This window comes from Tabrizicola sp., from assembly GCF_034366665.1.
Classification (GTDB): Bacteria; Pseudomonadota; Alphaproteobacteria; order Rhodobacterales; family Rhodobacteraceae; genus Tabrizicola.
In genome coordinates this window covers 1-25,374 of the sequence record NZ_JAXMMF010000085.1, presented here as the reverse complement: position 1 = coordinate 25,374, position 25,374 = coordinate 1, and the positions used below count along the sequence as shown (strand labels likewise).

The window sequence follows — 25,374 nt, the reverse complement described above, 5'->3', positions numbered from 1 at the left end:
CCTCAGCCCTTGTCTGCGCGGTCTGCCACGGCCGCGATATCGCGCATCCGGGCCTGAACCACCTTGTCAGGGCCGAAGCCATAGCGCGCGGGACCTGCGCTGTCCATGCGCAGCGCCGCCGCAGCCTGGGGGTTGCCCAAAGCCTCCAGCGCCTCGGCCTTGATCAGAAGAAGCGTCGCCAGCAGTGCCGCGTTCTGGTGCCGCTCGACCACCGGGATCGCCCGGTCGGTCAGGCGTACGGCCTCTTCGGCAAGCCCGCTGGCCAGGGCCATTGCCGCCATCTGCATGTCGACATGGGCCAGTTGCAGATCGCCACCCGGCAGGCTGGCAAAGACGCCCCTGGCCCGGTCAAAGGCGTCCAGCGCCTGGGCGGGATTGCTGCCAGCCATCAGGCGCCCGACCGCGAAGTAGCTGAAGCCCAACCGGCTGTCGCGCCACCCCGAGGCAAGCGCGATCTCAAGCGCGCGTTCCGCTGCCGCCCGCCGCGCCGTGACCGACCCGGTCCGGCCAAGCGAGGTCTCGATCGCCCGCGTCCAGTCCGCCGGATTGCCCGCCCGAGCCCCCGGTCCGGCCCCCAGACGCGCGGCCACCTCGTCGCGGCTCATCCCGCTGGAGAGGGCGGGGGAATAGGTCAGGCGCAGGATCTGCATGTCGAAGCCGGTCAGCACCGAATGGAAATTGTCGTCGTTGAAGACGCTGTCGGACAGTCGGTAAAGGTCATTCAGCGGTCCCAGCGCCTGGGCCAGTTCCTCATGCAGGCAGTCGCGGATTTCCTGCGGGCTGGTGTCCGATGGGATGAAGATCGCCGCCCGCTCGCGCCGGGTGACCAGCGCCCAGTCCACCGCGTCCTGCCCGCGTTTGCGGCGATACTCGGCCAGCGAACCGACGTTCGGCACCACGAAGCAGGCGGCTGTCGGTGCCAGGCGGCGCAGGTCGGCCCGCGAGGCGAATTCCACCGTGATCGTCGCCGGACCTTGTGCGGGCCGGATGTCGATCCCCGCCTCGGATTGCAGCCGCCCGATCAGCACCCCCAGGTCACGCGGAGCGCTGGCCGGAACATCGCCCGTCATCGCGACAGTCACCGGCCCCTCGAACCGGCTGAAAACCTCAAGCCCGCGCCCGCTTTCCATCGCGAAGGTCAGGTCCATGAAGTCCCGTACGACCGAGCCCCCCGCCACCGGCGCCGCCGCCAGCCGCAGCGCACCGGGTGTGCCGAAGCCCACGCCCACCTCGGCCAGAGGGCGGTTCTTCGACACCTGCGCCGGGGGGGCACAGGCTGAAACCACGCAAAGCGCGGCGATCATCGCGGGCAGGCGCATCAAGGGTACCGTCAGGCAGCAGGCCCCGGGCAGCAGGGACAGCGCCAAGTGTCCGGGTGGTGACCCCATCGAGTCAATTCGGGAAAAGTCACGACTTTACCGGCCACTACCCCTCGCGGTTGAAGTGGGGACGGGCGCAGGATGTGTCCTGCCGCATCACGGAATGTTACAAATGCGACGTGCCGGGAATGGGTCCGGCGGCCCAAACCTGCCAAGAGCCGATTCGCGACGCGCCCTCAGCGCTGCCCGCGCGCCATGAAGGCGAGCCGTTCGAACAGCTGCACATCCTGTTCGTTCTTCAAAAGCGCCCCGTGCAACTTCGGCAGCGCCGACTTCGCGTCCCGGCGCAGATCCTCGGGTGCCAGGTCCTCGGCCAGAAGCAGCCGCAGCCAGTCCAGCACTTCTGATGTCGAAGGTTTCTTCTTCAGCCCCGGCACCTCGCGCAGCTCGTAGAACTGGGTCAGCGCCGCTGTCAGCAGGCGGTCCTTGATGTCGGGAAAATGCACCCGCACGATGGCCGCCAGGGTGTCTGCGTCGGGAAACCGGATGTAGTGGAAAAAGCAGCGCCGCAGGAAGGCATCCGGCAGCTCTTTTTCGTTGTTCGAGGTGATTATCACCACCGGACGGTGCCGCGCCCGGACCATCTCTCCGGTCTCGTAGACGTGGAACTCCATCCGGTCCAGCTCTTGCAGCAGGTCGTTCGGAAATTCGATGTCAGCCTTGTCGATCTCGTCGATCAGAAGGACCACGCGGCCCTCGGCCTCGAAGGCCTGCCAGAGCTTGCCCTTGCGGATATAGTTGCGCACGTCGTGCACACGGGCCTCACCCAGCTGGCTGTCGCGCAACCGGCTGACCGCATCATATTCGTAAAGCCCCTGCTGCGCCTTGGTCGTGGACTTCACATGCCATTCGATCAGTGGCAGCCCAAGCGACGCCGCCACTTGCCGCGCGAGTTCCGTCTTGCCGGTCCCGGGTTCGCCCTTGACCAGCAAGGGGCGCTGCAAGGTGACTGCCGCATTCACGGCCAGCGCCAGATCGTCCGAGGCGACGTAAGTGGGTGTCGTGGCGAATTTCATGGGGATTACAACATCCTGACAGGCGCAGTTTCACAAACCCTACCTGTGGCCAGAAAATGTCGCAACCGCTAGTGACAATCCGGATCGCTTGCGATACATGCCCGCCCAACAGGAGCGCGTCGATGACAGAAGCCCACCTGTCGGAGGCATCCGGCGCGAAGGAGAGTGTTTCGATGAAGGCCGAGGTTTTCCTCCCCGACGACTATCGTCCCGCCGAGGACGAGCCGTTCATGAACGACCGCCAGCTGGAATATTTCCGCCGCAAGCTGTTGGTGTGGAAGCAGGAACTGCTGGACCAGTCCGCAGAAACCATCGACAGCCTGCAGGACAGCGCCCGCAATGTTCCCGACATCGCCGACCGCGCGTCCGAGGAAACCGACCGGGCTCTGGAACTTCGCACCCGCGACCGCCAGCGCAAGCTGGTCGCCAAGATCGACGCGGCCCTGCGCCGGATCGAGAACGGCGAATTCGGCTATTGCGAAGTGACGGGCGAGCCGATCAGCCTCAAGCGGCTTGACGCGCGGCCCATCGCGACGATGACGCTGGAAGCCCAGGAAAAGCACGAACGCCGCGAAAAGGTTCACCGCGACGACTGACGGCGGACGGCGACACTATGCGCACTTGACGCCGGGCCGGTGGTCCGGCGTTGTCATGTCAGGGGTCCTAGGATTCCGGGGGTCCTTACGATGTCATTGATCGGCCAACCCGTCACCATCATCGGGGCAGGCGTCGCGGGCCTCGCCGCCGCCCGCGCCTTGGCGCTGCGCGGTGCGCAAGTCACCGTCCTGGAACAGGCCGATGCGATCCGCGAGGTTGGCGCGGGCCTGCAGATCTCGCCCAACGGGGCCTGTGTGCTGCGCGCGCTTGGTCTGCAGGCGGCTCTGGACGCGGCCTCGATGCGGGCCGAGGCGGTGCAACTGATCGACGGCCCCACCGGCGATCCGGTCACCCGCCTGGACCTTGTCCGTTTGCGTCCCGACCAAGGCTACCACTTCCTGCACCGGGCCGACCTGATCCAGATCCTGTTGCAGGGCGCGACCGAGGCGGGCGTCACCCTTCGCCTGCTGTCGCGTGTGGCGGCGGTCGATCTTTCCGGCCCGCATCCGGCCGTGACCCTGGAGTCAGGCGAGCGGATCGAGACCCCGCTGCTGGTCGGTGCCGATGGCTTGCACTCCAGGACCCGCACGGCGCTGAACGGGGCGGAGCAGCCCTTCTTTACCCACCAGGTCGCCTGGCGCGCGGTGATCCCCTGCGAACCCGGCGCGGCCCCCGTCGCCGAGGTCCACATGGGCCCCGGCCGCCACCTGGTCAGCTATCCCTTGCGCGGCGGCACCCTTCGAAACATCGTCGCCGTCGAAGAGCGCGCGAAATGGGCCGAGGAAAGCTGGACCCTGCGCGACGACAGCATGGACCTGCGGCTGGCGTTCGAAGGCTTTTCCCCCCGCGTCCGCACCTGGCTTGACCGGGTCGAGGACCCCTGGCTTTGGGGTCTGTTCCGCCACACGGTGGCGCAGACCTGGGTAAAACCGATGGGGCAGGGTGGCGTCGCCCTTCTGGGGGATGCCGCCCACCCGACGCTGCCCTTCCTTGCGCAGGGCGCGTCGATGGGACTGGAGGACGCCTGGCTCCTTGCCCAGGCGCTTGCCACCCACGACACCGCCGCCGCTGCATTTGCCGCCTACCAGTCGCTGAGAATACCCCGCACCAGCCGGATCGTCGCCGCGGCTACGGCCAATGCCCGGGCTTATCACCTGTCGGGCCTGCCGCGGATGCTGGGCCATGCCGGACTAAGAGTGCTGGGGCGCGTTTCCCCTGGTAGAATGCTCAGCCGCTTCGAATGGCTTTACGGTCACGATGTCACCCAAGTCTCCTGACGAGGAAATTTGGCGCAATCCTGCCTTGAGGATTTCATTTGCCCTGGGTTGGCGTTGCGCGGGTCAGTCCAGTCCGAAGACCTGATACTCCCGCCCGATCCCGACCGTGACGCTGCCCCATGTCGCGGCGCGCAGCCGATCCTGGTGGTGCCGAAACGCGTCCCGGTCGACATAGCTTTCCTCGACCTGCCAGATCAGCGGGTCTTCGGTCGGCTCAACGCTGAACGACAGGCACCCCGGCTCGGCGCGCGACAGGCGGACATGCTCTGGCAGGTGGCGCCGAACGGTCTCGGCCTCGGTGTCCGAAGCGCAGATCAGCCGACCCGACAGTCGCACTTCACCCGTCTTCAATTCGCTGCTTGTCATCCAGGAAACCTTTCCAGTTCGGGAACACCTGCAGCCCAGCCGATGAAATGTCCCCGACCGGTCCGCACAGGAAGAGACCTCAGGCCGCGATCTTCACCCAGACCGGCACGTGGTCGCTGGGCTTGTCCCCGCCCCTGACCGCCTTGTCGATCCCCACCGCCTCCAGCCGGTCCGCCGCCTGGGGGCTGCACATCACATGGTCGATCCGGATTCCGTTGTTCCGCTCCCACGCCCCGGCCTGATAGTCCCAGAACGTGTAGACCCCGGGTGAGGGGTCACGCACCCGCACCGCATCCGTCAGCCCCAGGTTTGCCAGACGCCGGAACGCGGCCCGGCTTTCCGGCAGGAACAGGGCGTCATTGACCCAGACCTCCGGCCTTGCCGCATCCACCGGCTGCGGGATCACGTTGTAGTCCCCCAGACAGATGAACGGCGCTTCGGACGCCAGCAGCGCGCGAACCCGCGCTTCCATCCGCGCCATCCAGGCCAGCTTGTAGTCGTACTTCGGACCCGGGGCCGGATTGCCGTTCGGCAGGTAAAGCCCGCAGACACGAACCGGCCGCCCCGCATCCACGACCGCCTCGATCCACCGCGCCTGTTCGTCGCTGTCGTCCCCCGGCAACCCCCGGCGGACGTCGGACAGAGGCAGCTTCGACAGGATCGCGACCCCGTTGAACCCCTTCTGCCCGTGCGTTTCGACCCGGTAGCCCATCGCTTCGATCTCGGCGCGGGGAAAGCCTTCGTCCACCGACTTGATCTCTTGCAGGCAGACCACGTCCGGCGCGGACTGTTCAAGCCACGCCTTCAGCGCCTCGATCCGCGCCTTGATCCCGTTGATGTTGAACGTCGCCAGTTTCATGCCCAGGTCCTCCACTCTGGAACCCTAGGCCGACCGACCGCAAGGCTCAAGCTGTCTGGCGCAAGGGCAGCGCCGCGGCCGCAAGCCACATCGCATCCAGCCGGTCCAGCGCGGCCACGTCGAACCGTCCCGGCTCTTCCCAGTAGCGGCCCGAGGGCACGACATAGCCCAGTTCGGCCTCGAACCGCAGTGCCGCCTTTACCGCCGCCCCGTTCCCCGCAAAAGGCACCGCCCCCGCCACATCGCTTTGCCGAGCCCTTGGGAAGACCAGCCGCGACGGGCCACTGGACAGATTCAGCATCGCGCAATCCTGCCGAGCGGCAAGAAGCATCAGCCGGGCCGCCTTTGCCTCAAGACAGCGCAGAGTGACGTCCTGGCGCAGGGGATCGGGAGTCCCGGTCCCGTAGAAATGCGTCGGGCCGGATTTCGGGTAGTGCATGTCACAGCCATAGACCGCGATGACGCTTGGCTTCAACGCATGCAGCGCCCAATAGGCAGCCGTGAAGGCCATTGTTGCGCCAGCGTATACAAACCCACCGTAGTCATTTTGCGCCGGAACAAACTCCTCCTCGGTCACGACGCGCTGGCCAACCCCTGCCACCGCCTGGCGGTCCTGCGGGAAATCATAGGGATGGATCGCCACGTCCCAGTCGGGCCTGATCCGCCAGGCGTTGTTGATCGCCAGCACAAGATCGAATGGTTCTCGCGGCCAAGTCGCCGCCGACGCCGCCATCGGCGCCGAGCCCAGCATCAGGATACGCATGACTGTCCCTCAATCGACCAACGCTGCAAAAGCTAGCCCGCCCTTGCAGCGCGGCGAGGGGTCACAGCGAAAAACTGGTGCCGCAGCCGCAACTGGTCTTGGCGTTCGGGTTTTCCACCACGAAGCGGGCCCCGATCAGCTCGTCGGTGAAGTCGATCACCGCGTTGGACAGGAAAGGCAGGCTGACCTGGTCGACCAGCACACGCTGGCCGTCCTTTTCCAGCACCAGATCATCGGCGGCAGGGGCGTCCAGCGTGATCGAATACTGAAAGCCCGAACAGCCCCCACCATCCACGGCAACGCGCAGCGGCTTCACCTCGCCCGTGGCTTCTGCGATTTCGGCCAGCCGTGCAAAGGCCCGGTCGGTGACTTTCGGCGGCAGCGTCAGTTCCATGACTGTTCCCGTATCCTTCGGCGTGCCTGACAAATATATGGACTCTGACCGCGCCTCACAAGGACAAGCCCCGCATGCTCGCCCCCTTTGCCTGCCAACCCGATGCCAGCCGCGGCAGGCTTTGGCCGGAACGCCTGTCGTCGTTCCGTTCGCCCTTTCAGCGTGACCGAGACCGGATCATTCATTCCAGCGCTTTCCGCAGGCTGAAGCACAAGACGCAAGTCTTCGTGGAACATGAGGGCGACTACTATCGCACCCGCCTGACCCACACGATCGAGGTGGCGCAGGTCGCCCGCACCATCGCCGGGGTGCTTGGCCTGAACACCGACCTTGCCGAGGCCGTGGCCCTGGCCCACGATCTTGGACACACCCCCTTCGGCCACACCGGCGAGGACGCGATGGAGCGGCTGATGGCCCCCTATGGCGGCTTTGACCACAACGCGCAGGCGCTGCGGATCGTGACGCGCCTGGAGCGCCACTACGCCGATTTCGACGGGTTGAACCTTACCTGGGAAACCCTTGAAGGCATTGCGAAACATAACGGGCCGGTCACTGGTCCGAACGCCGATGCCAAACACGACGGACCGCTTCCCTACGCCCTGGCCGAGGTCAACGCCCAGTGGGACCTTGGGCTTGACACTCATGCCAGCGCCGAGGCGCAGGTCGCGGCCATTGCCGACGACGTGGCCTATTCGCACCACGACCTGCACGACGGGCTGCGCTCGGGCCTGTTCAGCGAAGACGACCTGATGGAACTTCCGGTCACCGGCCCGGCTTTCGAAGAGGTGGACCGTACCTATCCCGGTCTGGACAAGATGCGCCGCCGGCACGAGGCCCTGCGCCGCGTCTTTGGCCGCATGGTCGAAGATGTGATCGCCGTCGCCCAGAACCGCCTGACCTCGGCTCAGCCGAAGTCCGTCGACGACATCCGCCAGATGGGCACGACCGTGATCCGCTTCTCGAAGCCGCTTTATCAGGAGCTGAAAGCGGTCCGCAGTTTCCTGTTCCACCGCATGTATCGCGCGCCTTCGGTGATGGCGGTCCGGGCCGAGGTGACGCGGATGGTGGATGACCTTTTCCCGCTGTTTTTGCGACAGCCCGACCTCTTGCCCCCGGAATGGCAGGGCGACGTGCGGTCCGCGACGGACGAGACCCAGCTTGCCCGTGTGGTCGCCGATTACGTGGCGGGGATGACCGATCGCTTCGCCATTCAGGAACACGCCCGGCTTTTCAGCTCGGCCTTACCGAGCAGGACCTGATCCGGGGTGGCGCGCTGTCCGGGGGACGTGTCTCAGACCGTCCGCGCCGCCTTGACCCAGATCCCGGCGAAGATCACCGAGAGGATCGCGTTCCACCCGGCCATCGAGATGCCAAGCAGTTGCCAGGCAATCTCGTCGCAGCGCACGACGGCCGCGACATCCTTTGACGGGTCCAGAAGGTCGGCCGCCGAGATCCCCTCGATCGACCCCGCCGTGCACGAGGCCAGACCTTCCCACCACAGCTGCTCGACACCGACATGGAAGATCCCGATCCCGGCAGTCGCAAGGGCGGCCAGCGCGCCCAGCCAGGCCAGACCGCGCCAGCCCGTCAGCAGCGCCACCAGGCCAATCAGCACTGCCGCGGCATGTGGCCAGCGCTGCCAGAGGCACAGCTGGCAGGGCGCAAGGCCGCCGATGTACTGGAAGGCGAAGGCTCCGGCCAGAAGGCCCGCCGAGCCCAGAGTTGCGGCCAGGATAAGGGTGCGGCTGGACAAGGACATGGCTTCTCTCGGACTAAACTGCGCGGCGCGACCATAGGCCGGGGGACCGGCAAGGGAAAGAGGAACCGAAGTCGCGGGGCAAGGGTTCTCATTCCGGCTTCCGATGTGGCCCCGGGGCGGATAGGATTTCCGGCAACCGGGGTGGCCGCGGGTTCAGGATTCGTGAATGCCCACGGCCAAGGCATTGGATTTGCAGGGGAAGGGCGCAGTGTCCACCGTGGACACCCGCCCACAGGAAAGGGTGACGGCATGCAGTGGCGCGGGCGCAGGGGCAGCAGCAACATCGAAGACCGGCGCCGGACGGGCGGCGGCGGGGCAGCCCGGGTCGGCGGCATCGGCGGGGCTGGGGCCGTCGTCATCTTCCTGATCGCCATGTTCCTTGGGGTGGACCCCAGCCAGCTTCTGGGTCCGGGCGGGACCGGCGGCACCACCTCTTCTACCCCGGTCGAGCTGACCGCCGAGGACCGCGCAGAGGGTGAATTCGTCTCGGTCGTCCTGGCCGACACCGAGGAAATCTGGACCCGCGTCTTCCGCGACCAGCTGGGCGAGACCTACCGCCCCGCGACCCTGGTCCTGTTCAAGGAGGCCACCCGATCCGCCTGCGGCGGCGCGTCCGAGGCGACGGGGCCGTTCTACTGCCCGATGGACCGCAAGGTCTATCTCGACACCGCCTTCTTCACGACGATGCACCAGCGGCTTGGCGCCTCGGGCGACTTTGCCGCCGCCTACGTGGTCGCCCACGAGATCGGCCACCACATCCAGAACGAGCTTGGCATTCTTGAGGAATCGACCCGCATCCGCCAGCAGGTCAGCCAGGAGGAATCGAACGCGATCTCGGTCCGGATCGAGCTGCAGGCCGACTGCCTGTCGGGCATCTGGGCGCGTGAGGCGGCGCAAAACCTGGGCACGGTCGAACGCGGCGACCTGGAAGAGGCAGTGAACGCCGCCCGCCAGATCGGCGACGACACCTTGCAGCGCAACGCCGGGCAGCGCCCGATGCCGCATACGTTCACGCATGGCACCTCGGAACAGCGGTCGCGCTGGTTCATGATCGGCCTGCAGTCCGGTCGCCTGTCCGACTGCGACACCTTCGGCACGGACGATCTGTGACGCGTTGACGGCGCGGTTCCAAGGCAGTAGATCAGCCTTCGGTGGCCCGAGTGGTGGAATGGTAGACGCAGGGGATTCAAAATCCTCCGCCGCAAGGCTTGCGAGTTCGAGTCTCGCCTCGGGCACCACTTTCCTCCTGAAAGCGATTCGGCGGGTGCAGGCGGCGCGACGGGACATCCTTCGCGGTTCAGGGTCAGTCCCTGTTTCCGGCGCCGTTTGCCCGGTCTTGGGAAACACTCTACCCCGCGCTGCGACACCGAACGCGCTGCAAACCTTCGCCTCACCAAGGCGTGACAGTACCCGTTCCGGGTGTCGTTGAAATCGGGTTGAGCGATTGATTAAAATACACGGCAAGATTGAAAGAACTTCTGTCACGACCAGTTAGCCGGACTGTTCGTTCGGGTGGGTTCGTCGTTTCGGCGAGGCGGCGCAAGGCAGGGCGACATCGCTGCCGCGACGGACACACGTCTCGGCTGAATTCAGCCGGTGTTGTCCTTGTTTTGCAAAGAACTTTTCCCTTCCCATGCCCCGGCTGGCAGGACTATCCAGAAGCAGGACCCCGGTTCTTGGCGCGCCGGGCGACAGGTTGAAGCAGCAGGACAATGACGCCTGGACGAGTATGCAGAAATGACATTTGACACCACCCATTCCCCCAAGCCCCAGCGGTGCACGCCCTGTTTCACTCCGGGCACGCTGATCACCACGCAGCGCGGCGAACTGCCGGTCGAATTCCTCTCTGCCGGTGACCGGGTCGTGACCCGGGACAACGGCATCCAGCCGGTGCGTTGGGTGGGAAAGACCCAGATGTTCCTGCATGACTTCCAGGCCGATCCGCATCTTCTGCCGGTGTTCATCCAGCAGGGCTCGCTTGGCAAGGGGCTACCCGAGCGGGACATGATGGTCTCGCCCAACCACCGTATCCTGGTGGCCAACAACCGCACCTCGGTCCGCTTTGCCGAGCGTGAAGTCCTGGTCGCCGCAAAGCACCTGGCCGCGCAAGGTGTGCATACGGTGCAGTCCAGCGGGACGACCTACATCCACTTCATGTGCGACCGGCACGAGGTGGTTCTAAGCAACGGGGTCTGGACCGAAACCTTCCATCCCGAGGACACCTCGCTGAAGGGTATCGGCAACGCGCAGCGGCTGGAGATCTTCGAGATCTTCCCCGAACTGAAAACCGAAGCGGGCCGCGCCGCCTATGGGCAAAGCCGCTTCTTCGCCGACGGCCCGCATCCCGCCGTCGCTGTCGCCTGAGGCATAACGTCGCTAGCCACCTGCGATTGTCCGGGTAACGCCGTTGCAGGCGGCGCGGGATACAGAGTAACTTGGCGCGCAATTGGTAGAGACGTCATCAGAATGGCGCAAAGCTTACCGGGTTCGGTCACGGATCGGACACGAAAGCTGACTACGACTGAACGGCGTACGGGGACAGACAGACATGGCGACGATCGAAGGCTCGGGGTCGGGTGAGACTCTCACCGGCAATGATTCCGAGAACGACTCTCTTTGGGGCATTGGCTCGGGAGATGTCCTGTATGGCGGACCCGGTACCGGTGGCGGCGATGATTTCCTGGATGGCGGCACGGGCAGTGACGTCATCTACGGCGGTACCGGCAACGATACGCTGATCGGCGGATCGGGTGGTGGCAGTGACTTGCTGTACGGCGGTGCGGGGGTCGACACGGCCGACTACAGCCGCAATCTGACCGACCTTTCGCCAATTCCCATCTTCTCGGCCAACATATCGGCGGTGACCGTCAACTTGACAACAGGCCTGGCCACCGGGCTTGGCAATGATACCCTTGTGGGCATCGAGAACGTCCTAACCGGAAGCGGAGCCGACTTTGTAACCGGGAATGCACAGGCGAACCGGATATCGCTGGGTGGCGGTGCCGATACCTCTGATGGCGCGGCTGGCGACGACACGATTTCCGGCGAGGCGGGGGCGGATTCCCTGCTGGGTTCCGCGGGCAACGACCAGCTTTATGGCGGCGCTGATGCGGACCGGCTTTATGGTGGGATCGACAACGATTATCTGGATGGCGGCGCTGGCATTGACTTTCTCTACGGCGGGTCGGGTAGTGACACGCTGGTTGGCAGTGAAGCCGGCGACGAGCTGTTTGGTGGGCAGGGATTCGACTTTGCCGACTACAGCGGATCGAACAACTCGGTTCAGGTCAACCTGAGTGATGGCGCTGCCGAAAGCGGCGCCCATGCGGCAGGCGATATCCTGACCGGGATCGAAGGCCTGATCGGTTCGGCCTTCAACGATTCCCTGGTCGGCACGTCCGATGCAAACGTCATCTTCGGCGGCGACGGCGCGGACACGATTGTCGGCGGCTTCGGCAACGATTCCATCGTCGGCGGTAGTGGAAATGATGTCATCGACGCGGGCCCGGATACTCCGCCCGCCGTGACGCCCGCCCCAGCCGAAAACTTGCGGCTGGATTGGGATGCTCAGCCGGGTGGCACGACAACAAGTTTCGAGGCTGGCTTCAGCCAAACGGTCCCCGGAGCAGGCGGCACGCCCCGGGTAAGCGTTTCGGTGACCTACACCGAAGATGACCCGACTTCCCAGTTCACGGAAGACGACCTTCCGGGTGGCGGGGCAGCCGGTCCGATCTATGCCGGTCCGACGGATTTCCCGGATGGACGCACTTTCGACACCGGCTCGGCGGGTGTGCTTTACCGGGACGGCGGTCCAGGCGTGTCCGAAGTCACCATCGACTTCGCGGCAGCGCCCGGATCCGGAGTGACCGATCAGGTCAGCAACGTCTATTTCCGTATCTCGGACATTGACACCTCGAACGATGCTACCGGTTTCCGCGACACGGTCACGGTCAACGCCTACGACGCTTTCGGTAACCTTTTGCCGGTCACGATCACTGTCGGCTCATCACAGCTGGTTCGGACCGGGAACACCGTCACGGCTGTCCCGCAACCCGGCGATCCGGACGGGTTCAACACCTCGCCAGGTGCGGAAGCCGGCTCGGTCCTCTATTACATTCCGGGACCTGTCGCCTCGATCGTCATCCAGTACGGCGACGCTGGCATAACTGGAACACCCCAGGCCATCAACGTTTCCGATGTCCATTTCACGACGATCCCGGAAAGTGCGGCCACGGCTGACGACGACACGGTCGCTGGCGGCCTTGGCGACGACTTCCTGCAGGCCGGGCTTGGCGAGGATCTTCTCTACGGCGATGAGGGCCGCGACACCCTGTCGGGTGAGGCGGGCAACGACACGCTCTATGGCGGGGTCGAGAACGACCTGATCTATGGAGGCACCGAGGACGATCAGGTCTTCGGCGGGGCCGACCAGGACACGCTTTACGGCGATGTCGGTAACGACACGTTGCTTGGTGGCGACGGCGCGGATCGGGTCTTCGGCGGGCTTGGCAATGACAGCATAGAGGCCGGCGATGGGGCTGACCTTGTCGATGGTGGGGAAGGCAACGACCGGCTGATCTTCGGCTCGGGCAACGATACGGTCTACGGTGGCGCTGGCGACGACACGATCGACGACGTGCCGTTTGCCGCCTTGGCTGGAAGCAACCTGATCTATGGCGGAGATGGAAGCGACACTGTCTGGGCAGGGGATGATGCGGACACGCTTTATGGTGACGCCGGGCCGGATGTCCTTAACGGCGAGGCCGGGAATGACCGGGTTTTCGGCGGCACCGGCAACGATCAGCTTTATGGCGGCGATGGGGTCGACACGCTTTTTGCCGATGACGGCAATGACACGCTGTATGGCGAGGTCGGGAACGACGTCCTCTATGGCGGGCTTGGGTCGGATTCGATCTATGGCGGCGACGACCGCGATCTGATCTCGGCGGGGTTTGTCGATGTCACCGGGCCCGAGAACGTCTTTGGCGGCGGCGGTGGTGACGACAACGACACGCTGCGGGTGGACATCACCGGCTTCGGCTGGGCGCGGATCGATCTGGTCTATGACCCGCTGAACGCCGAGAACGGGACGCTTACCTTCTTTGCGCCGGACGGCATCACCCCGATCGGCACGCTGAACTTCACCGATATCGAAAACCTGGTGATCGTCTGCTTTACCGCCGGCACCTGCATTCTGACAGCCCAAGGACCGGTCCCGGTCGAATCTCTGGCAGCAGGCGACATGGTGGTCACGCGCGACAATGGTCTGCAGCCGCTGCGCTGGGTGGGGCGTCGGATCCTCAGCAAGGTCGACTTGCAGGCCCGCCCCGAATTGCAGCCCGTGCGGATCAGCGCGGGCGCTTTGGGAAGCTCTGGCCCCGACCGCAGCATCATGCTGTCTCCGCAGCACCGTGTGTTGGTCGAAGGCGCGCGGGCCGAGATGTATTTCGGCGAAAGCGAGGTCCTGGTTCCGGCCAAGCACCTGATCGGTCTGTCCGACGTGTCGCGCGCACTGCCGGCCGAGGGGGTGACCTATGTGCATATCCTGTTCGACAAGCATGAGATCGTGCTGTCGGACGGGATCTGGACTGAAAGCTTCCAGCCAGCCGAACGAACGCTGAACGCTCTGGAGGACGCAGCCCGCGCCGAAGTGCTGGCGCTGTTCCCCGAACTGGGTGTGGACGCAACCAGTTTCCCCGCCGCCCGCCTGTCGCTGAAGGCGCACGAGGCGCGGGTGCTAATTCTGGGCTAAGGGGCCGGGCGGCTGCGGAAGGCCGTCCAGTCCTCGGGCGTGTCCAGGTCCAGCGTGGCCATCCGGCCGGGCAGGGGCACCTGACGGACCCGGTCGGCGTGACGTTTCAGAACCGACCGGCCGCCTTCGTCGCCGGTGATCGCAGCAAGCTCGGGCCACAAGTCACGTGGGATGATCGCCGGATGACCGGGAGTGCCATCCGTGGTCCCGCCACGCCAGATCAGCTCGGGTTCGGCCCGAAAGCGTGAGATAAGGTCGGCCAGCGCCTTGGCGGAAAACCCGGGCATGTCAGCGGGCAGGATCATGAGCCCGTCTTCCGGCCCCGGCTCGACCACAGCGGCCAGCCCGCGGATGATGGACCGCGACATGCCCTGCGCTGCATCGGGGATGTCCACCACCCTGACCGCAAGGTCCGCGACCGCCGCACGCCGCGCCTCGGATGTGGGTGGCAGGGTGACAAGGACAGGGGCACCGCTGGCAAGGGCCGTCTCGGCCACCAGCCGCAGGATCGGTCGGCCCTTGACCGCTTGCAAAAGCTTGTCGGCCCCGCGCATCCGAGACGACGCACCGGCAGCAAGCACAAGGATGTGGACGGTGGGTCGCATGGGCAAATGCTCCATCCGACCCGGTCCGGTTGTCAAGCGCGGCGTGACGCTACGTCAGGCGCGCATCCGGCCCCCGTCATCCCACAGGGGCGCAAGGTGGACGCGGGCCTTGCGACGCTCGCCCAGGATTTCGACCTCCAACTCCAGCCCGTCCTGCACCCGGTCGGCGGGGATGAAGCCCTGCGCGACGGACTTGCCGGTCCAGTGGCTGAAGCCTCCGCTCGTGCACCAGCCGACCACGTTGCCGTCCAGCCAGATCGGCTCCCATGCCACGACATCGGCGTCGCTGGCATCGACCACGATCGGCACCAGCTTGCGCTTGGGCCCTTCGGCCTTTTCCTTCATCGCGGCGGCCTTGCCGATCCAGTCGGCGGGCTTGTTCCAGCTGATGAAACGGTCAAGGCCAGTCTCAAGCGGGGTGTAGTCGGGGCTGAACTCGCGGCCCCAGCTGCCGAACCACTTGTCCAGCCGCAGCGACATCATCGCGCGCATGCCGAAGGGACGCAGGCCGAGGTCTTGGCCCGCGGCAGACAGCGTGTCCCACAGCTGGCGGACCGACATGTGGTCGGTGAAGATTTCATACCCCAGGTCGGCGGTGTAGCTGACCCGCTGCACGATGCAGTTGGCCATGCCCACGGTCATGCGGCGCACATCCATGAACTTGAACGCCTCGGCGCTGACATCGGACCGGGTCACGCGGGCCAGAAGCTCACGCGCCTTCGGCCCTGCAATCTGAAAGCCCGAGCGGGAATCCGAGATATTCTGGACGTTTACGCCCGGTTCTTCATGCTGCTCGAACCACCGCTGATGCCAGCCTTGCGCACCATAGCTGGCGGTCAGCTGGAACTCGGTCTCGGACAGGCAGGACACGGTGAAGTCGCCGATGATCTTGCCGGAATGGGCCAACATCGGGGTCAGCGACAACCGGCCCGGCTTCGGGATGCGGCCGGCCATGATCCGGTCCAGCCAGGCCCGGGCATTGGGGCCGGTGACGGAATACTTGCCGAAGTTCTGCAATTCGTTGATGCCGACACCTTCGCGGACCGCCATCACTTCCTGACGCGTCGCCTCCCAGGCGTTGGAGCGTTTGAAGGTCGGCGTTTCATAGCGCGGCTCGCCGGGCAGGGCGTAGTAGTTGGGGACTTCCAGGCCATATTGTTGCCCCCAGACCGCGCCCAGCTTGTCGTTGATGTCGTACATCGGCGTGGTGCGGAAGGGGCGGGCGGCGGGGCGTTCCTCGTTCGGGTAGCCGACCGAAAAGCGCATCTGGTAGTTCTCGATCACCTTCGGGACGGTGTAGCCCGGAGTAGTCCAGGTGCCGAAGCGGCTGACGTCAAAGCCGCGCGGGTCACGCTCGACCTCGCCCTCGATCATCCATTGCGCCAGGGCAAGGCCCATGCCGCCACCCTGGGAGAAGCCCGCCATGACCGCGCAAGCCGACCAGTAGTTACGCAGGCCCTGCACCGGGCCGATCAGCGGGTTGCCGTCGGGGGCGAAGGTGAAGGGCCCGTGGATCACCCGCTTGACGCCGGTGCGCTCCAGCACGGGGAACCGGCGGTAGGCGAAGTTGACGCTGTCCTCGATCTTGTCGAACTGTTCGTTCAGAAGCTCATGCCCGAAGGTCCACGGCGTGCCGTCGACGGCCCAGGGTTCGCAGGGCTTTTCATAAAAGCCGATGCAAAGGCCCCGGCCTTCCTGGCGCAGGTAGGACTCGCCGCCCGGGTCCATGACATGCGGGAATTCGCGGCCGGATTTCAAGATTTCCATGATCTCGGGGATGTCGTCGGTGACCAGGTATTGGTGCGCCATTGGCAACAGTGGCAGGTAAACCCCGGCCATTGCGCCAATCTCCCGCGCCCAAAGGCCGCCTGCGTTCACCAGATGCTCGCAGGTGACGGTGCCCTTTTCGGTGACAACTTCCCAGCCGTCCTTGGTCGGGTTCGTCTCCAGCACACGGTTGTGCAGGACGATTTCCGCCCCGCCCATCCGCGCGGCCTTGGCATAGGCGTGGGTCGTCCCGGAGGGGTCAAGGTGACCGTCCAGCGGGTCATACAGCGCGCCGACGATACCTTCCAGGTTCACCATGCCATCGGTAAACTTGTTGATCTCCTCCGGCCCCAGGATTTCGGTATCCAGGCCCATGTAGCGATGCTTGGCGCGTTCGGCCTTCAGCTGGTCGAACCGTTCCTTGTTGTCGGCAAGGGTGATGCCGCCCACATGGTGCAGCCCGCAGGACATGCCGGTGATCGCCTCAAGCTCTTTGTAAAGCCGGATGGTGTAGCCCTGCAGCGCCGCCATGTTGGTGTCGCCGTTCAGCGTATGGAACCCGCCCGCCGCATGCCAGGTCGAGCCCGAGGTCAACTCGGACCGTTCGATCAGCATCACGTCCGACCAGCCAAGCTTGGTCAGGTGATACAGGACCGAACAGCCGACAACGCCGCCGCCAATCACCACCACGCGCGCATGGGTTTTCATTGCAAGTCTCTCCGCCAAATCCGGTTTTGCCGCACCATGACGGGGCAGAGGGCGGTTGGCATGAGGATTTGCGACAAAGAATGTCGCGGCCAGACACAGTTGCCGGGCCGCGAGGGGCTTACTTCTCGGGGATCAGTCCCTTCGGCGCAAAGCGCATGACGAGAAGGAGGACGACGCCCAGGGTCAGCAGGCGCATATGCGCGGCGGTGTCCTGCAGGTGGTCCTTCAAGTCGCCCGCAGGCAGGCCTGCCGTGATCGCGCCCATGACCTGCGGGCCCAGGAACTCGACCGCGAGGTAAAGCCAGCCGATCAGGAGGCCGCCCAGGATCGAGCCCCAGTTGTTGCCCGATCCGCCCACGATCACCATCACCCAGATCAGGAACGTAAAGCGCAAGGGCAGGTAGGACGGCGGGGTCAGCTGACCTTCCATCGAGGTCAGCATGGCCCCGGCAAGCCCGACGACGGCCGAGCCGATGATGAAGATCTGCAGGTGGCGGAACTTCACGTCCTTGCCCATCGCGGCGGCGGAAATCTCGTTGTCGCGAATGGCGCGGACAGTGCGGCCCCAGGGACTGTTCAGCGCCCGTTCGCAGCCCCAGACCAGCAGGACCAGGACAAGGCCGAACATGAAGGCGTAGAGGAGCTTGACGAATATGGTCGAGGCAGTGACCGGGTCCAGCCCGGCATTCGCCACGGGTTCAAGGAAGGTCGGGTTGACCTGCAGGTCGACCTCGTAAGGCACGGGCCAGGGGCGGGGCAGGTCGATCAGGTTCTTCACGCCACGCGCCAGCCAATCCTCGTTGCGCAGGACAGTGACGATGATCTCGGCGATGCCCAAAGTGGCGATGGCCAGGTAGTCCTCGCGCAGGCCAAGGGCGATCTTGCCGATGACCCAGGCAGCAGCAGCGGCCATCAGCGCCCCCACAGGCCAGGCCACCAGCGAGTTCAGACCCAGCCCGCCAATGTTTCCGTCCTGAGCGGGGTTGTTGGATTCCACGGCGATGACGCCGGGGTCCAGCAGCAGACGGTAGATGAAAAAGGCCACCACCAGATACAGCGCCAACGCCAGCGCTCGGTTGGTCCCTGGCTTCAGGCGGCGGTAAAGCCAGGTTGCGAAGGCGATGGCAAGCGCCGCGAACAGCAGCGCTTCCACGATCTGCAACCCGCCCGCCGCCCAGCCTGCCGGCACCGGCTTGGCCGAGATCAGAACGACCGCCAGCCCTCCAAGCGCCACCGACCCGACGATGCCGGTCGAGAAGAGACCCGCATAGCCCCACTGGATATTCACCCCGATCGCCATGATGCAGGACAGCAGGGCCAGGTTCAGGATGTTCAGTGACAGGTTCCAGCTTTGAAACACGCCCGTCAGGATGAACAGGAGTGCGACACCGGCAAAGAGGAAAAGGTTGCGATATTGGGCCATGTCACTTGCCTCCGAAGATGCCCTGCGGGCGGAACAGCAGGACCAGGATCAGGATCGAGAAACTGACCGCGACCTTGTAGTCGGTGGACAGCGCCTGGTAGAGCCCGTCGCCCAGCCAGTCGGGCGGAACCAGATAGCCCAGGATCTTTCTCCAGGCGCTGGTAACGATCAGCTCTGAGAAGGCGACGATGAAGCTGCCGACCACGGCCCCCACAGGCGAGCCAAGGCCGCCGACGACAGCAGCGGCGAACATCGGCATCAGAAGGCTGAAATAGACGATCCCGCGGTAGGACTTGTCCAACCCGTACAGCGTGCCCGCGATACAGGCCAGCGCGCCCGCGATGATCCAGGTGATCATCACCACGCGTTCGGGGTTGATCCCGGACAGCAGCGCCAGGTCCTCGTTGTCGGAATAGGCGCGCATCGACTTGCCGGTCCGCGTCTTCTGTAGGAACCAGAACAGCGCCGCGCAGCAGATGACCGCCGCGATGACCGAGATCGCCGCTGTCGTCTTGATCGCCAAGGGCTCGGCCAGCCCGGTCCAGGCCTTGAAGTCCTGCGGATTCAGCATCATCCGCTCACCATCGGTGAAGTTCTGCTCGGAAGTGCCGATGATCAGGCGCACCAGACCGTTCATCACGAACATCACCCCAGTCGAGACGATGACCACGATGATCGGCTTGGCGCGCTGCTTGCGGTAGAAGCGGTAGACCACCCGGTCCGTCGCCAGCACCATCGCGATGGTGACGAGGATGCCAAGGGGCAGGGCCAGAAGCGCGGTCGGGAGCGGGCCGGCGGTGATCCCCATCGACTGGAACCACCATGTGAAGAGGATCACGAAGGCCGTGCCGAAGGCCATCGTGTCGCCATGCGCAAAGTTGGAAAAGCGCAGGACGCTGAAGATCAGCGTGATGCCAAGCGCCCCCAGCGCCAGCTGGCTGCCATAGGCAAGGCCAGGCACGACGATGAAGTTCAGAAAGGCGACAAGGGCGTTCAGGAGGTCCATCAGGTCACGCTGGTCAGAGAAAGGGGAAACGGCCTTAGCCGCCGGTGGCGACGCAGGCGCCTTCACCGCTGATGGCCACCGGGCCGGCGGCATGGGCGGTAAAGAGGAACTGGCCCTCGGGGAAGATGCTGATCATGCCCGACATCCCGCCTTGCGGCGGCATGACCAGAACCAGCTCGCCGGTGTCGTCGATAAAGCCGGCCTCGAACGCCTGCCAGGACTGGCCATCGGCGGTGATGGCCCAAGTGTCGCCGGTCTGCTCGATCACGAAGGGGCCGCCGGGATAGGTCTCGCAGGAGCCGCCGCCGCATTGGCGGTCGACCTTGCATTCGAACCCGGCAAAGGCGGGCAGGGGCAGCAAAGCCAGAAGGGCAAGGGCAGCGCGGGTCATCGTCAGCCTCCCAGGAAGGATTTGCGGACATCCGGGTCGGCCAGCAGGGCTTGCCCGGTGTCGGTATAGCGGTTGCGGCCCTGCACAAGGACAAAGCCCTTGTCGGCGATGTCCAGCGCCTGCCGGGCGTTCTGTTCCACCATCAGGATCGAAATCCCGGTGCGGGCAATCTCGATGATGCGGTCGAAAAGCTCGTCCATCACGATCGGGCTGACCCCGGCGGTGGGTTCGTCCAGCATCAGCACCTTGGGCTGGGTCATCAGCGCGCGGCCCACGGCGACCTGCTGGCGCTGGCCGCCCGACAGTTCCCCCGCCTTCTGGTAGCGCTTCTGCTTCAGGATCGGGAACAGGGCGTAGATCTGCTCCATCGTGTCGCGGATCGTGTCGTCCGTCCGGATGAACGCACCCATTTCCAGGTTCTCTTCCACGGTCATGCCGGTGAAGATGTTGTGGGTCTGCGGCACGAAGCCCATCCCCTTGCGGACCCGGGCCTGCGGGCTGAGCGCGGTGATATCCTCGCCCATCAGCTTCACGCTGCCCTGGCGCAGCTTCAGCATCCCGAAGACCGCCTTCATCGCCGTGGACTTGCCCGCGCCGTTCGGACCGACGATGACCGCGATCTCGCCCGGTTCCACGGCCAGCGTGCAGTCATGCAGAATATCGACCGCGCCGTAGCCGCCGGTCATGTTTTCGCCGATCAGAAAAGGTGCGCTCATGCGGAGGGGTCCAGTTGCAGGGCCGGAAGACGAAAGGGCGAACCGGCGCGCATCAGTCGGCCAGCTTGGTGTTCGCCAGGAAATCGGCCTGGTAGCCCGCGTGCTGCGGCGAGAACTCGCTTCCGATGGCATAGGTCATGATCTGCATGACCCGCTTCGGTTCGACGAAGACGGAATTGGCGAAGACCACATCCAGGCCATTGATCTTGGCCTTGTAGACCACGGTGTCCCCGGTCAGCGCGCCCAGGGTCACCGGCTGCACGTCTATGACTTCGGGCGTGTTGCCGGTCGCCATCTGGGCATTGTCCAGCACGACCTGACGCATGAACTCCGGCGTAAGGCCATCATCGCTGCCCAGATCCTCGATCAGATACTGCGCGTAGTGGCGCGCGTCGATCCGGTAAGCGGCGTTGATCTCGGGGCTGGCGGGCGGAGTGGTCGCCCAGCCAAGGGCTGCGGCACAGAACTGCACGGTGGGCGTCACATCCTCGCAGGCGCCCGGCGTCAGGGCGGCCGCCGCATCCGCGTATTTCCAGGTGCCGTCGTCGAACAGCGTCACCGTCTTGCCACCCACGACGGCCTTGCCGACCGAGGATTGCGCCAGCGCCACGCCCGGCAGCGCCAGGCAGGCGACCAGGATCAGGTTTCCAAGCTTCACGCCACACCCTCCTTGAGTTTGTTCTTCAGGCCACGGCCCAGATAGGCCTCGATCACACGTTCGTCGTTCTTGACCTCGTCCACGGTGCCCTCGGCCAGGACCTTGCCCTCGGCCATGCAGATCACCGGATCGCAAAGGCGGCCGATGAAATCCATGTCATGCTCGATCACGCAGAAAGTGTAGCCGCGTTCCTTGTTCAGCCGCACGATGGCATCGCCGATGGTGTTGAGGAGCGTCCGGTTCACGCCCGCGCCCACCTCGTCCAGGAAGACGATCTTGGCGTCGACCATCATCGTGCGGCCCAGTTCCACCAGCTTTTTCTGCCCGCCCGAGATCATCCCGGCCTTCTGGTCGGCAATATGGCTGATCGTCAGGAATTCGAGCACCTCGTCGGCCTTCTGGCGGATGCGCTCTTCTTCCTCGGCCACGGCCCCGCGCGAGAAGAGGGCGTTCCACAGCTTTTCGCCGGTCTGGCGCGGCGGAACCATCATCAGGTTCTCGCGTACAGTCATCGAGCTGAATTCATGAGCAATCTGGAAGGTGCGCAGAAGTCCCTTGGCAAACAGCTGATGCGGCTGCAGCCCGGTGATGTCCTCGCCGTCCATGAAGACCTGGCCGCTGGTCGGCGTGTAGCGGCCGGCGATCACGTTGAACAGCGTGGTCTTGCCTGCGCCGTTCGGACCGATCAGGCCGGTGATCGTGCCGGTCTTGATCTCCAGCGATGCGCCGTCAACGGCATGAAAGCCGCCGAAATGCTTGTGCAGCTTCTCGACCCGGATCATTCGCTTCCCCCGTAGCAGCCCGTTGCGCCTTCTGGCGGGGCTTTCTTTTGGGCAACGGCCCGGGGATGTCCCGGGCCGCGCCGCGCTTCACATCAAGATCAGATCAACGGAACTGGACAGTCTCGTAGACGCCGCCCTTGACCTCGAACTGCTTGTAGCGGCCAGCGGATTCGCCCGGCCCGATCAGCGTCACGCCCGAAGCGCCATCGTAGTCGATGGCGGTGCCGGCAGCGATCAGCTCCAGCGCCTTGCCCAGCTCACCCGGGAGGATCTTGGTGCCCGAACCGTCGGCCGGTCCATTGGCGATCTCCAGGATCTTGTCCTTGTAGACGGCCGGATCGGTCGAGCCCGAGGCTTCCATCGCCAGCATGATCAGCGCAGCGGCGTCATAGCTTTCCGGAGTGTAGGGCGAGGTCGCATCGAAAGCGGGCTCGTTGGTCTTGCCCATTTCCTGCAGCACGGCAGCGCCGGGGCTGTCGGACTGGGCGACCTGGCCGTAGGACCCGTCCAGAGCCGGACCGATGGCTGCGGGCAGGCTGTCGCCCACCATGCCGCCCGGCAGACCGAAGGTCGAGAAGGCGCCGGTATCGAGCGAGGCCTGGATGATGCCCTTGCCGCCCTGGTCCAGATAGCCCGCCACCACCAGAAGGTCGCCGCCCGCCGCAGCAAGTGCCGCGACTTCGGCCGAGTAGTCGGCCTTGCCGTCGTCATGCGCCGCGTTGATCGTCACGGTGCCGCCCTTGGCGGTGAAGGCCGCGGCGATGGCTTCGGCCAGACCCTTGCCGTAGTCCGAGTTGGAATAGGTCAGGGCGATCGACTTGATGCCCTTTTCGGTCAGGATGTCGGCCATGACTTCGCCTTCGCGCGCGTCCGACGGTGCGGTGCGGAAGAAAAGCCCGTTGTCCGGGTCGGCGGTCAGCGCCGGCGAGGTGGCCGAGGGCGAGACCATCACGATGCCGTTTGGCATGGCGACGTTGGTCAGGACAGCGCGGGTGACGCCCGAGCAGTCGCCGCCGATGATGCCCTTGACGCCTTCGGCAGTGATCATGCGTTCGGCCGCGGCGGTGGCAGCGGCGGCGTCGGTGCAGGTCGAGTCACCGCGCACCGAGGTGTAGGTGTTCTTGGCCTTGCCCGAGGCGTTCACTTCGGCCATCGCGGTCTCGGCAGCGTTCGCCATGTGCGAGGTCAGAGATTCGATGGGGCCGGTGAAGCCGATCAGAATGCCGATCTTGACGTCCTCGGCAGCTGCGGCACCAGCCATCAGCGCGCAGGCCGAAGCGGCCAGCAGAAGTTTCTTCATTGATTGTATCTCCCTGATTGGATCGAAATCCTGCGCCGACGGTAGTGCGGGCTGCGTGAAAAGAAAAGGCCCATTTTGTCGACAGGGTGACGACACTGTTACCGCATGTGAGTCGACACAACCTTTGCGCCTTCTATCTTTACAGCGTTCCATCGTGCGTTGCCAATGGCGCGTTTGCGTTCATCAGGAAGGGATCAACAGTTGAAGATTTCGCTCGGAATAGTGCCGCTTTTCGCCCTGCTGCCACTTTCGGTTGCGGCTGATGAAATCCAGACCTCGGCCGGAGTCATGGCGATCACGCCGATGGTGCAAGGTCTTGATGAACCCTGGGGCGTCGACTTCCTGCCCGATGGCGCGTTCGTGGTGACGGAAAGGGGCGGCCGCGTTCTGTTGGTCCGCGACGGTCAGGCTCAGCCTGTGGGCGGGGTTCCCGAAGTTCTGGCCGAAGGGCAGGGCGGGCTGCTTGATGTGATGGTGCCCCGGGATTTCGCCACGAGCCGCGAGGTCTGGATCAGCTTCGCCGCTGCGGTCGAGGGCGGGGGCACCACGGCAGCAGGCGTGGGGCGGCTGTCGGACGATGGCACGCGGCTTGAAGGGTTCCGTATCGTGTTTCAGGGCGAGGGCTATCCCGGCGGCCGCCACTTTGGCGCCCGGCTGGTCGAGATGCCGGACGGGACTGTCGCACTGACAACCGGTGATCGGGGCACCGGTCCGGGCGGGATGCAGGCGCAGGACCCGATGCTGATGACCGGCAAGGTGATCCTTCTGAACCGGGACGGCACTCCGGCAATCACGCAGGACGGCTGGCTGCCGGGCGCCTTTTCGCTGGGACATCGCAACATCCAGGGCGCGGCCCTGGACCTTACCGGGCAGCTTCTGACGGTGGAGCACGGGGCGCAGGGCGGGGACGAGCTGAACGCCCCGGCTCTGGGCCGCAACTACGGTTGGCCCGTCATTTCCTACGGGCGCAACTACAATGACGACCCGATCGGGCGCGGCACGGACCTGCAGGGGATGGAGCAGCCCTTGCACTACTGGGACCCCTCCATCGCGCCGTCGGGGCTGATGGTCTACTCGGGAAAGCTGGTGCCCGAGTGGCAGGGGGACATCTTCTTCGGTTCGCTAAACAGCGACTTCATCGGTCGCCTGGACCCGGACACCCCCGCCCGGACCGGCTTTGCCGAGGAACGGCTAGCTGCTCCGCAAACCGGCCGGGTCCGCGACGTGGTCGAGGCCCCGGACGGGTCGATCTGGTTTCTGTCGGTGTTCGATGGCGCGGTTTATCGGCTGGCGCCAGGCTCGGCCAGCTAGATCGACAGCCGCACCGGGACGACGCCGGGCATGCCTTGCGTCCCACGTTCGCGGTAGGGCGTGGTGCTGTAGTGACTGCGGTAGCACTTGGAGAAGTGCGAGGGCGACGCGAACCCGCAGGCCAGCGCCACGTTGATCACGCTCATGTCGGTCTGCATCAAGAGGTTGCGCGCCTTTTGCAGCCGCAACTCCATGTAATAGCGCTTTGGGCTGCGGTTCAGGTAGCGGCGGAACAGGCGTTCCAGCTGGCGGGTCGACATGCCCACTTCCTCGGCCAGATCGGCCGGGGACATCGGGTCCTCGATGTTGCCCTCCATCATCTGGATGACCTGGGACAGCTTCGGGTGCCGCACGCCGATCCGGGTGGGGATCGACAGGCGCTGAGTGTCCTGGTCGGTGCGGATCGTCGAATAGATCATCTGGTCGGCCACGGTATTGGCCAGATCCTCGCCATGATCTGCGGCGATGATCTTCAGCATCAGGTCGATCGAGGAAATGCCGCCCGCCGTGGTCCAACGGTTGCCGTCCATGACGTAGACCGACTT

The 25,374-nt window shown here is 65.1% G+C and carries 24 protein-coding genes and 1 tRNA gene; 8 read left to right on the top strand and 17 right to left on the bottom strand.

The window, feature by feature from the left end; translation table 11 throughout:
• Nucleotides 1-2: 2 nt before the first annotated feature.
• Together U1E69_RS11625 and U1E69_RS11620 are read right to left on the bottom strand one after the other, a co-directional pair.
• Nucleotides 3-1,319: a DUF2927 domain-containing protein gene (locus U1E69_RS11625; protein ID WP_416200280.1), complete on the bottom strand. Its 1,317-nt coding sequence runs from the start codon at nt 1,317-1,319 to the stop codon at nt 3-5.
• Between the two features lie 236 nt (nt 1,320-1,555).
• Entirely contained in the window at nt 1,556-2,395 is an 840-nt protein-coding gene (locus U1E69_RS11620) for a MoxR family ATPase (RefSeq protein WP_322244537.1), read from the bottom strand.
• Between the two features lie 173 nt (nt 2,396-2,568).
• On the opposite strand from U1E69_RS11620, the gene dksA reads away from it, so the two are divergent.
• Both dksA and U1E69_RS11610 read left to right on the top strand, forming a co-directional pair.
• Nucleotides 2,569-2,991 (top strand): RNA polymerase-binding protein DksA, encoded by a 423-nt coding sequence (gene dksA, locus U1E69_RS11615; protein ID WP_322244563.1) that lies wholly within the window; start codon nt 2,569-2,571, stop codon nt 2,989-2,991.
• A 90-nt stretch (nt 2,992-3,081) separates the two neighbouring features.
• Nucleotides 3,082-4,269: an FAD-dependent oxidoreductase gene (locus U1E69_RS11610; RefSeq protein WP_322244536.1), complete on the top strand. Its 1,188-nt coding sequence runs from the start codon at nt 3,082-3,084 to the stop codon at nt 4,267-4,269.
• Nucleotides 4,270-4,332: 63 nt separating this feature from the next.
• Here the strand turns inward: U1E69_RS11610 and U1E69_RS11605 are convergent, their stop codons facing one another.
• The 4 genes from U1E69_RS11605 to U1E69_RS11590 all read right to left on the bottom strand — a co-directional run bounded on the left by U1E69_RS11605 (nt 4,333) and on the right by U1E69_RS11590 (nt 6,645).
• Nucleotides 4,333-4,635 carry a putative quinol monooxygenase gene (locus U1E69_RS11605; RefSeq protein WP_322244535.1) on the bottom strand — a complete coding sequence of 101 codons (303 nt, stop codon included), beginning with the start codon at nt 4,633-4,635 and terminating at the stop codon, nt 4,333-4,335.
• Between the two features lie 79 nt (nt 4,636-4,714).
• Nucleotides 4,715-5,494 (bottom strand): exodeoxyribonuclease III, encoded by a 780-nt coding sequence (xth, locus tag U1E69_RS11600; protein WP_322244534.1) that lies wholly within the window; start codon nt 5,492-5,494, stop codon nt 4,715-4,717.
• A gap of 46 nt (nt 5,495-5,540) precedes the next feature.
• The gene (locus tag U1E69_RS11595; protein WP_322244533.1) at nt 5,541-6,257 is read right to left on the bottom strand and encodes a hypothetical protein; all 717 of its coding nucleotides are present in this window, start codon (nt 6,255-6,257) and stop codon (nt 5,541-5,543) included.
• Between the two features lie 61 nt (nt 6,258-6,318).
• The gene (locus U1E69_RS11590) at nt 6,319-6,645 is read right to left on the bottom strand and encodes an iron-sulfur cluster assembly accessory protein (protein WP_322244562.1); all 327 of its coding nucleotides are present in this window, start codon (nt 6,643-6,645) and stop codon (nt 6,319-6,321) included.
• Between the two features lie 80 nt (nt 6,646-6,725).
• Here U1E69_RS11590 and U1E69_RS11585 point away from each other — a divergent pair, with 80 nt between their 5' ends.
• Complete coding sequence (locus U1E69_RS11585) at nt 6,726-7,910, top strand: deoxyguanosinetriphosphate triphosphohydrolase (RefSeq protein ID WP_322244532.1); 1,185 nt, start codon at nt 6,726-6,728, stop codon at nt 7,908-7,910.
• A 32-nt stretch (nt 7,911-7,942) separates the two neighbouring features.
• Here the strand turns inward: U1E69_RS11585 and U1E69_RS11580 are convergent, their stop codons facing one another.
• Nucleotides 7,943-8,404: a disulfide bond formation protein B gene (locus U1E69_RS11580; protein WP_322244561.1), complete on the bottom strand. Its 462-nt coding sequence runs from the start codon at nt 8,402-8,404 to the stop codon at nt 7,943-7,945.
• A 255-nt stretch (nt 8,405-8,659) separates the two neighbouring features.
• Here U1E69_RS11580 and U1E69_RS11575 point away from each other — a divergent pair, with 255 nt between their 5' ends.
• The 4 genes from U1E69_RS11575 to U1E69_RS11560 all read left to right on the top strand — a co-directional run bounded on the left by U1E69_RS11575 (nt 8,660) and on the right by U1E69_RS11560 (nt 14,162).
• Nucleotides 8,660-9,520: a neutral zinc metallopeptidase gene (locus U1E69_RS11575; protein ID WP_322244531.1), complete on the top strand. Its 861-nt coding sequence runs from the start codon at nt 8,660-8,662 to the stop codon at nt 9,518-9,520.
• A 44-nt stretch (nt 9,521-9,564) separates the two neighbouring features.
• Nucleotides 9,565-9,648: transfer RNA gene (locus U1E69_RS11570), tRNA-Leu, on the top strand.
• Nucleotides 9,649-10,147: 499 nt separating this feature from the next.
• A complete protein-coding gene (locus tag U1E69_RS11565; RefSeq protein ID WP_322244530.1) occupies nt 10,148-10,774 on the top strand; it encodes a Hint domain-containing protein in 627 nt (208 codons plus the stop codon).
• A 184-nt stretch (nt 10,775-10,958) separates the two neighbouring features.
• Nucleotides 10,959-14,162, top strand: coding sequence for a Hint domain-containing protein (locus U1E69_RS11560; RefSeq protein WP_322244529.1), 3,204 nt, complete (start codon nt 10,959-10,961; stop codon nt 14,160-14,162).
• Here U1E69_RS11560 and U1E69_RS11555 read toward each other — a convergent pair.
• The 9 genes from U1E69_RS11555 to U1E69_RS11515 form a co-directional block, all read right to left on the bottom strand.
• The gene (locus U1E69_RS11555; RefSeq protein ID WP_322244528.1) at nt 14,159-14,767 is read right to left on the bottom strand and encodes a nucleotidyltransferase family protein; all 609 of its coding nucleotides are present in this window, start codon (nt 14,765-14,767) and stop codon (nt 14,159-14,161) included. The genes U1E69_RS11560 and U1E69_RS11555 overlap by 4 nt on opposite strands.
• 54 nt (nt 14,768-14,821) lie before the next feature.
• Nucleotides 14,822-17,242, bottom strand: coding sequence for an FAD-dependent oxidoreductase (locus U1E69_RS11550; RefSeq protein ID WP_322244527.1), 2,421 nt, complete (start codon nt 17,240-17,242; stop codon nt 14,822-14,824).
• 118 nt (nt 17,243-17,360) lie between these two features.
• The gene (locus U1E69_RS11545; RefSeq protein ID WP_322244526.1) at nt 17,361-18,665 is read right to left on the bottom strand and encodes a branched-chain amino acid ABC transporter permease; all 1,305 of its coding nucleotides are present in this window, start codon (nt 18,663-18,665) and stop codon (nt 17,361-17,363) included.
• Between the two features lies 1 nt (nt 18,666).
• Nucleotides 18,667-19,671, bottom strand: a complete 1,005-nt coding sequence (locus U1E69_RS11540) for a branched-chain amino acid ABC transporter permease (protein WP_322244525.1) — start codon at nt 19,669-19,671, stop codon at nt 18,667-18,669.
• Between the two features lie 34 nt (nt 19,672-19,705).
• Nucleotides 19,706-20,062, bottom strand: a complete 357-nt coding sequence (locus U1E69_RS11535) for a hypothetical protein (protein ID WP_322244524.1) — start codon at nt 20,060-20,062, stop codon at nt 19,706-19,708.
• Nucleotides 20,063-20,064: 2 nt separating this feature from the next.
• Nucleotides 20,065-20,778, bottom strand: a complete 714-nt coding sequence (locus tag U1E69_RS11530) for an ABC transporter ATP-binding protein (RefSeq protein WP_322244523.1) — start codon at nt 20,776-20,778, stop codon at nt 20,065-20,067.
• Between the two features lie 52 nt (nt 20,779-20,830).
• Entirely contained in the window at nt 20,831-21,436 is a 606-nt protein-coding gene (locus tag U1E69_RS11525) for a hypothetical protein (RefSeq protein ID WP_322244522.1), read from the bottom strand.
• Nucleotides 21,433-22,218, bottom strand: a complete 786-nt coding sequence (locus U1E69_RS11520) for an ABC transporter ATP-binding protein (protein WP_322244521.1) — start codon at nt 22,216-22,218, stop codon at nt 21,433-21,435. The genes U1E69_RS11525 and U1E69_RS11520 overlap by 4 nt, the downstream gene beginning before the upstream one ends.
• A gap of 103 nt (nt 22,219-22,321) precedes the next feature.
• A complete protein-coding gene (locus tag U1E69_RS11515; protein WP_322244520.1) occupies nt 22,322-23,518 on the bottom strand; it encodes an ABC transporter substrate-binding protein in 1,197 nt (398 codons plus the stop codon).
• 201 nt (nt 23,519-23,719) lie between these two features.
• Here U1E69_RS11515 and U1E69_RS11510 point away from each other — a divergent pair, with 201 nt between their 5' ends.
• Nucleotides 23,720-24,829 carry a PQQ-dependent sugar dehydrogenase gene (locus U1E69_RS11510; RefSeq protein ID WP_322244519.1) on the top strand — a complete coding sequence of 370 codons (1,110 nt, stop codon included), beginning with the start codon at nt 23,720-23,722 and terminating at the stop codon, nt 24,827-24,829.
• Here U1E69_RS11510 and U1E69_RS11505 read toward each other — a convergent pair.
• Nucleotides 24,826-25,374 (bottom strand): GlxA family transcriptional regulator (locus U1E69_RS11505; protein WP_322244518.1); only part of this gene is annotated, 549 nt, incomplete at its 5' end. The two genes, U1E69_RS11510 and U1E69_RS11505, sit on opposite strands and share 4 nt — an antisense overlap.

What these genes read in the sequence shown, in the direction of transcription:
- U1E69_RS11625 (WP_416200280.1), bottom strand. Translation starts at nt 1,319, where the DNA reads ATGCGCCTGCCCGCGATGATCGCCGCGCTTTGCGTGGTTTCAGCCTGT.
- U1E69_RS11550 (WP_322244527.1), bottom strand. Translation starts at nt 17,242, where the DNA reads ATGAAAACCCATGCGCGCGTGGTGGTGATTGGCGGCGGCGTTGTCGGC.
- U1E69_RS11605 (WP_322244535.1), bottom strand. Translation starts at nt 4,635, where the DNA reads ATGACAAGCAGCGAATTGAAGACGGGTGAAGTGCGACTGTCGGGTCGG.
- U1E69_RS11585 (WP_322244532.1), top strand. Translation starts at nt 6,726, where the DNA reads ATGCTCGCCCCCTTTGCCTGCCAACCCGATGCCAGCCGCGGCAGGCTT.
- U1E69_RS11620 (WP_322244537.1), bottom strand. Translation starts at nt 2,395, where the DNA reads ATGAAATTCGCCACGACACCCACTTACGTCGCCTCGGACGATCTGGCG.
- U1E69_RS11530 (WP_322244523.1), bottom strand. Translation starts at nt 20,778, where the DNA reads ATGAGCGCACCTTTTCTGATCGGCGAAAACATGACCGGCGGCTACGGC.
- U1E69_RS11545 (WP_322244526.1), bottom strand. Translation starts at nt 18,665, where the DNA reads ATGGCCCAATATCGCAACCTTTTCCTCTTTGCCGGTGTCGCACTCCTG.
- U1E69_RS11520 (WP_322244521.1), bottom strand. Translation starts at nt 22,218, where the DNA reads ATGATCCGGGTCGAGAAGCTGCACAAGCATTTCGGCGGCTTTCATGCC.
- U1E69_RS11595 (WP_322244533.1), bottom strand. Translation starts at nt 6,257, where the DNA reads ATGCGTATCCTGATGCTGGGCTCGGCGCCGATGGCGGCGTCGGCGGCG.
- U1E69_RS11575 (WP_322244531.1), top strand. Translation starts at nt 8,660, where the DNA reads ATGCAGTGGCGCGGGCGCAGGGGCAGCAGCAACATCGAAGACCGGCGC.
- U1E69_RS11555 (WP_322244528.1), bottom strand. Translation starts at nt 14,767, where the DNA reads ATGCGACCCACCGTCCACATCCTTGTGCTTGCTGCCGGTGCGTCGTCT.
- U1E69_RS11540 (WP_322244525.1), bottom strand. Translation starts at nt 19,671, where the DNA reads ATGGACCTCCTGAACGCCCTTGTCGCCTTTCTGAACTTCATCGTCGTG.
- U1E69_RS11565 (WP_322244530.1), top strand. Translation starts at nt 10,148, where the DNA reads ATGACATTTGACACCACCCATTCCCCCAAGCCCCAGCGGTGCACGCCC.
- dksA (WP_322244563.1), top strand. Translation starts at nt 2,569, where the DNA reads ATGAAGGCCGAGGTTTTCCTCCCCGACGACTATCGTCCCGCCGAGGAC.
- U1E69_RS11610 (WP_322244536.1), top strand. Translation starts at nt 3,082, where the DNA reads ATGTCATTGATCGGCCAACCCGTCACCATCATCGGGGCAGGCGTCGCG.
- U1E69_RS11560 (WP_322244529.1), top strand. Translation starts at nt 10,959, where the DNA reads ATGGCGACGATCGAAGGCTCGGGGTCGGGTGAGACTCTCACCGGCAAT.
- U1E69_RS11535 (WP_322244524.1), bottom strand. Translation starts at nt 20,062, where the DNA reads ATGACCCGCGCTGCCCTTGCCCTTCTGGCTTTGCTGCCCCTGCCCGCC.
- U1E69_RS11515 (WP_322244520.1), bottom strand. Translation starts at nt 23,518, where the DNA reads ATGAAGAAACTTCTGCTGGCCGCTTCGGCCTGCGCGCTGATGGCTGGT.
- xth (WP_322244534.1), bottom strand. Translation starts at nt 5,494, where the DNA reads ATGAAACTGGCGACGTTCAACATCAACGGGATCAAGGCGCGGATCGAG.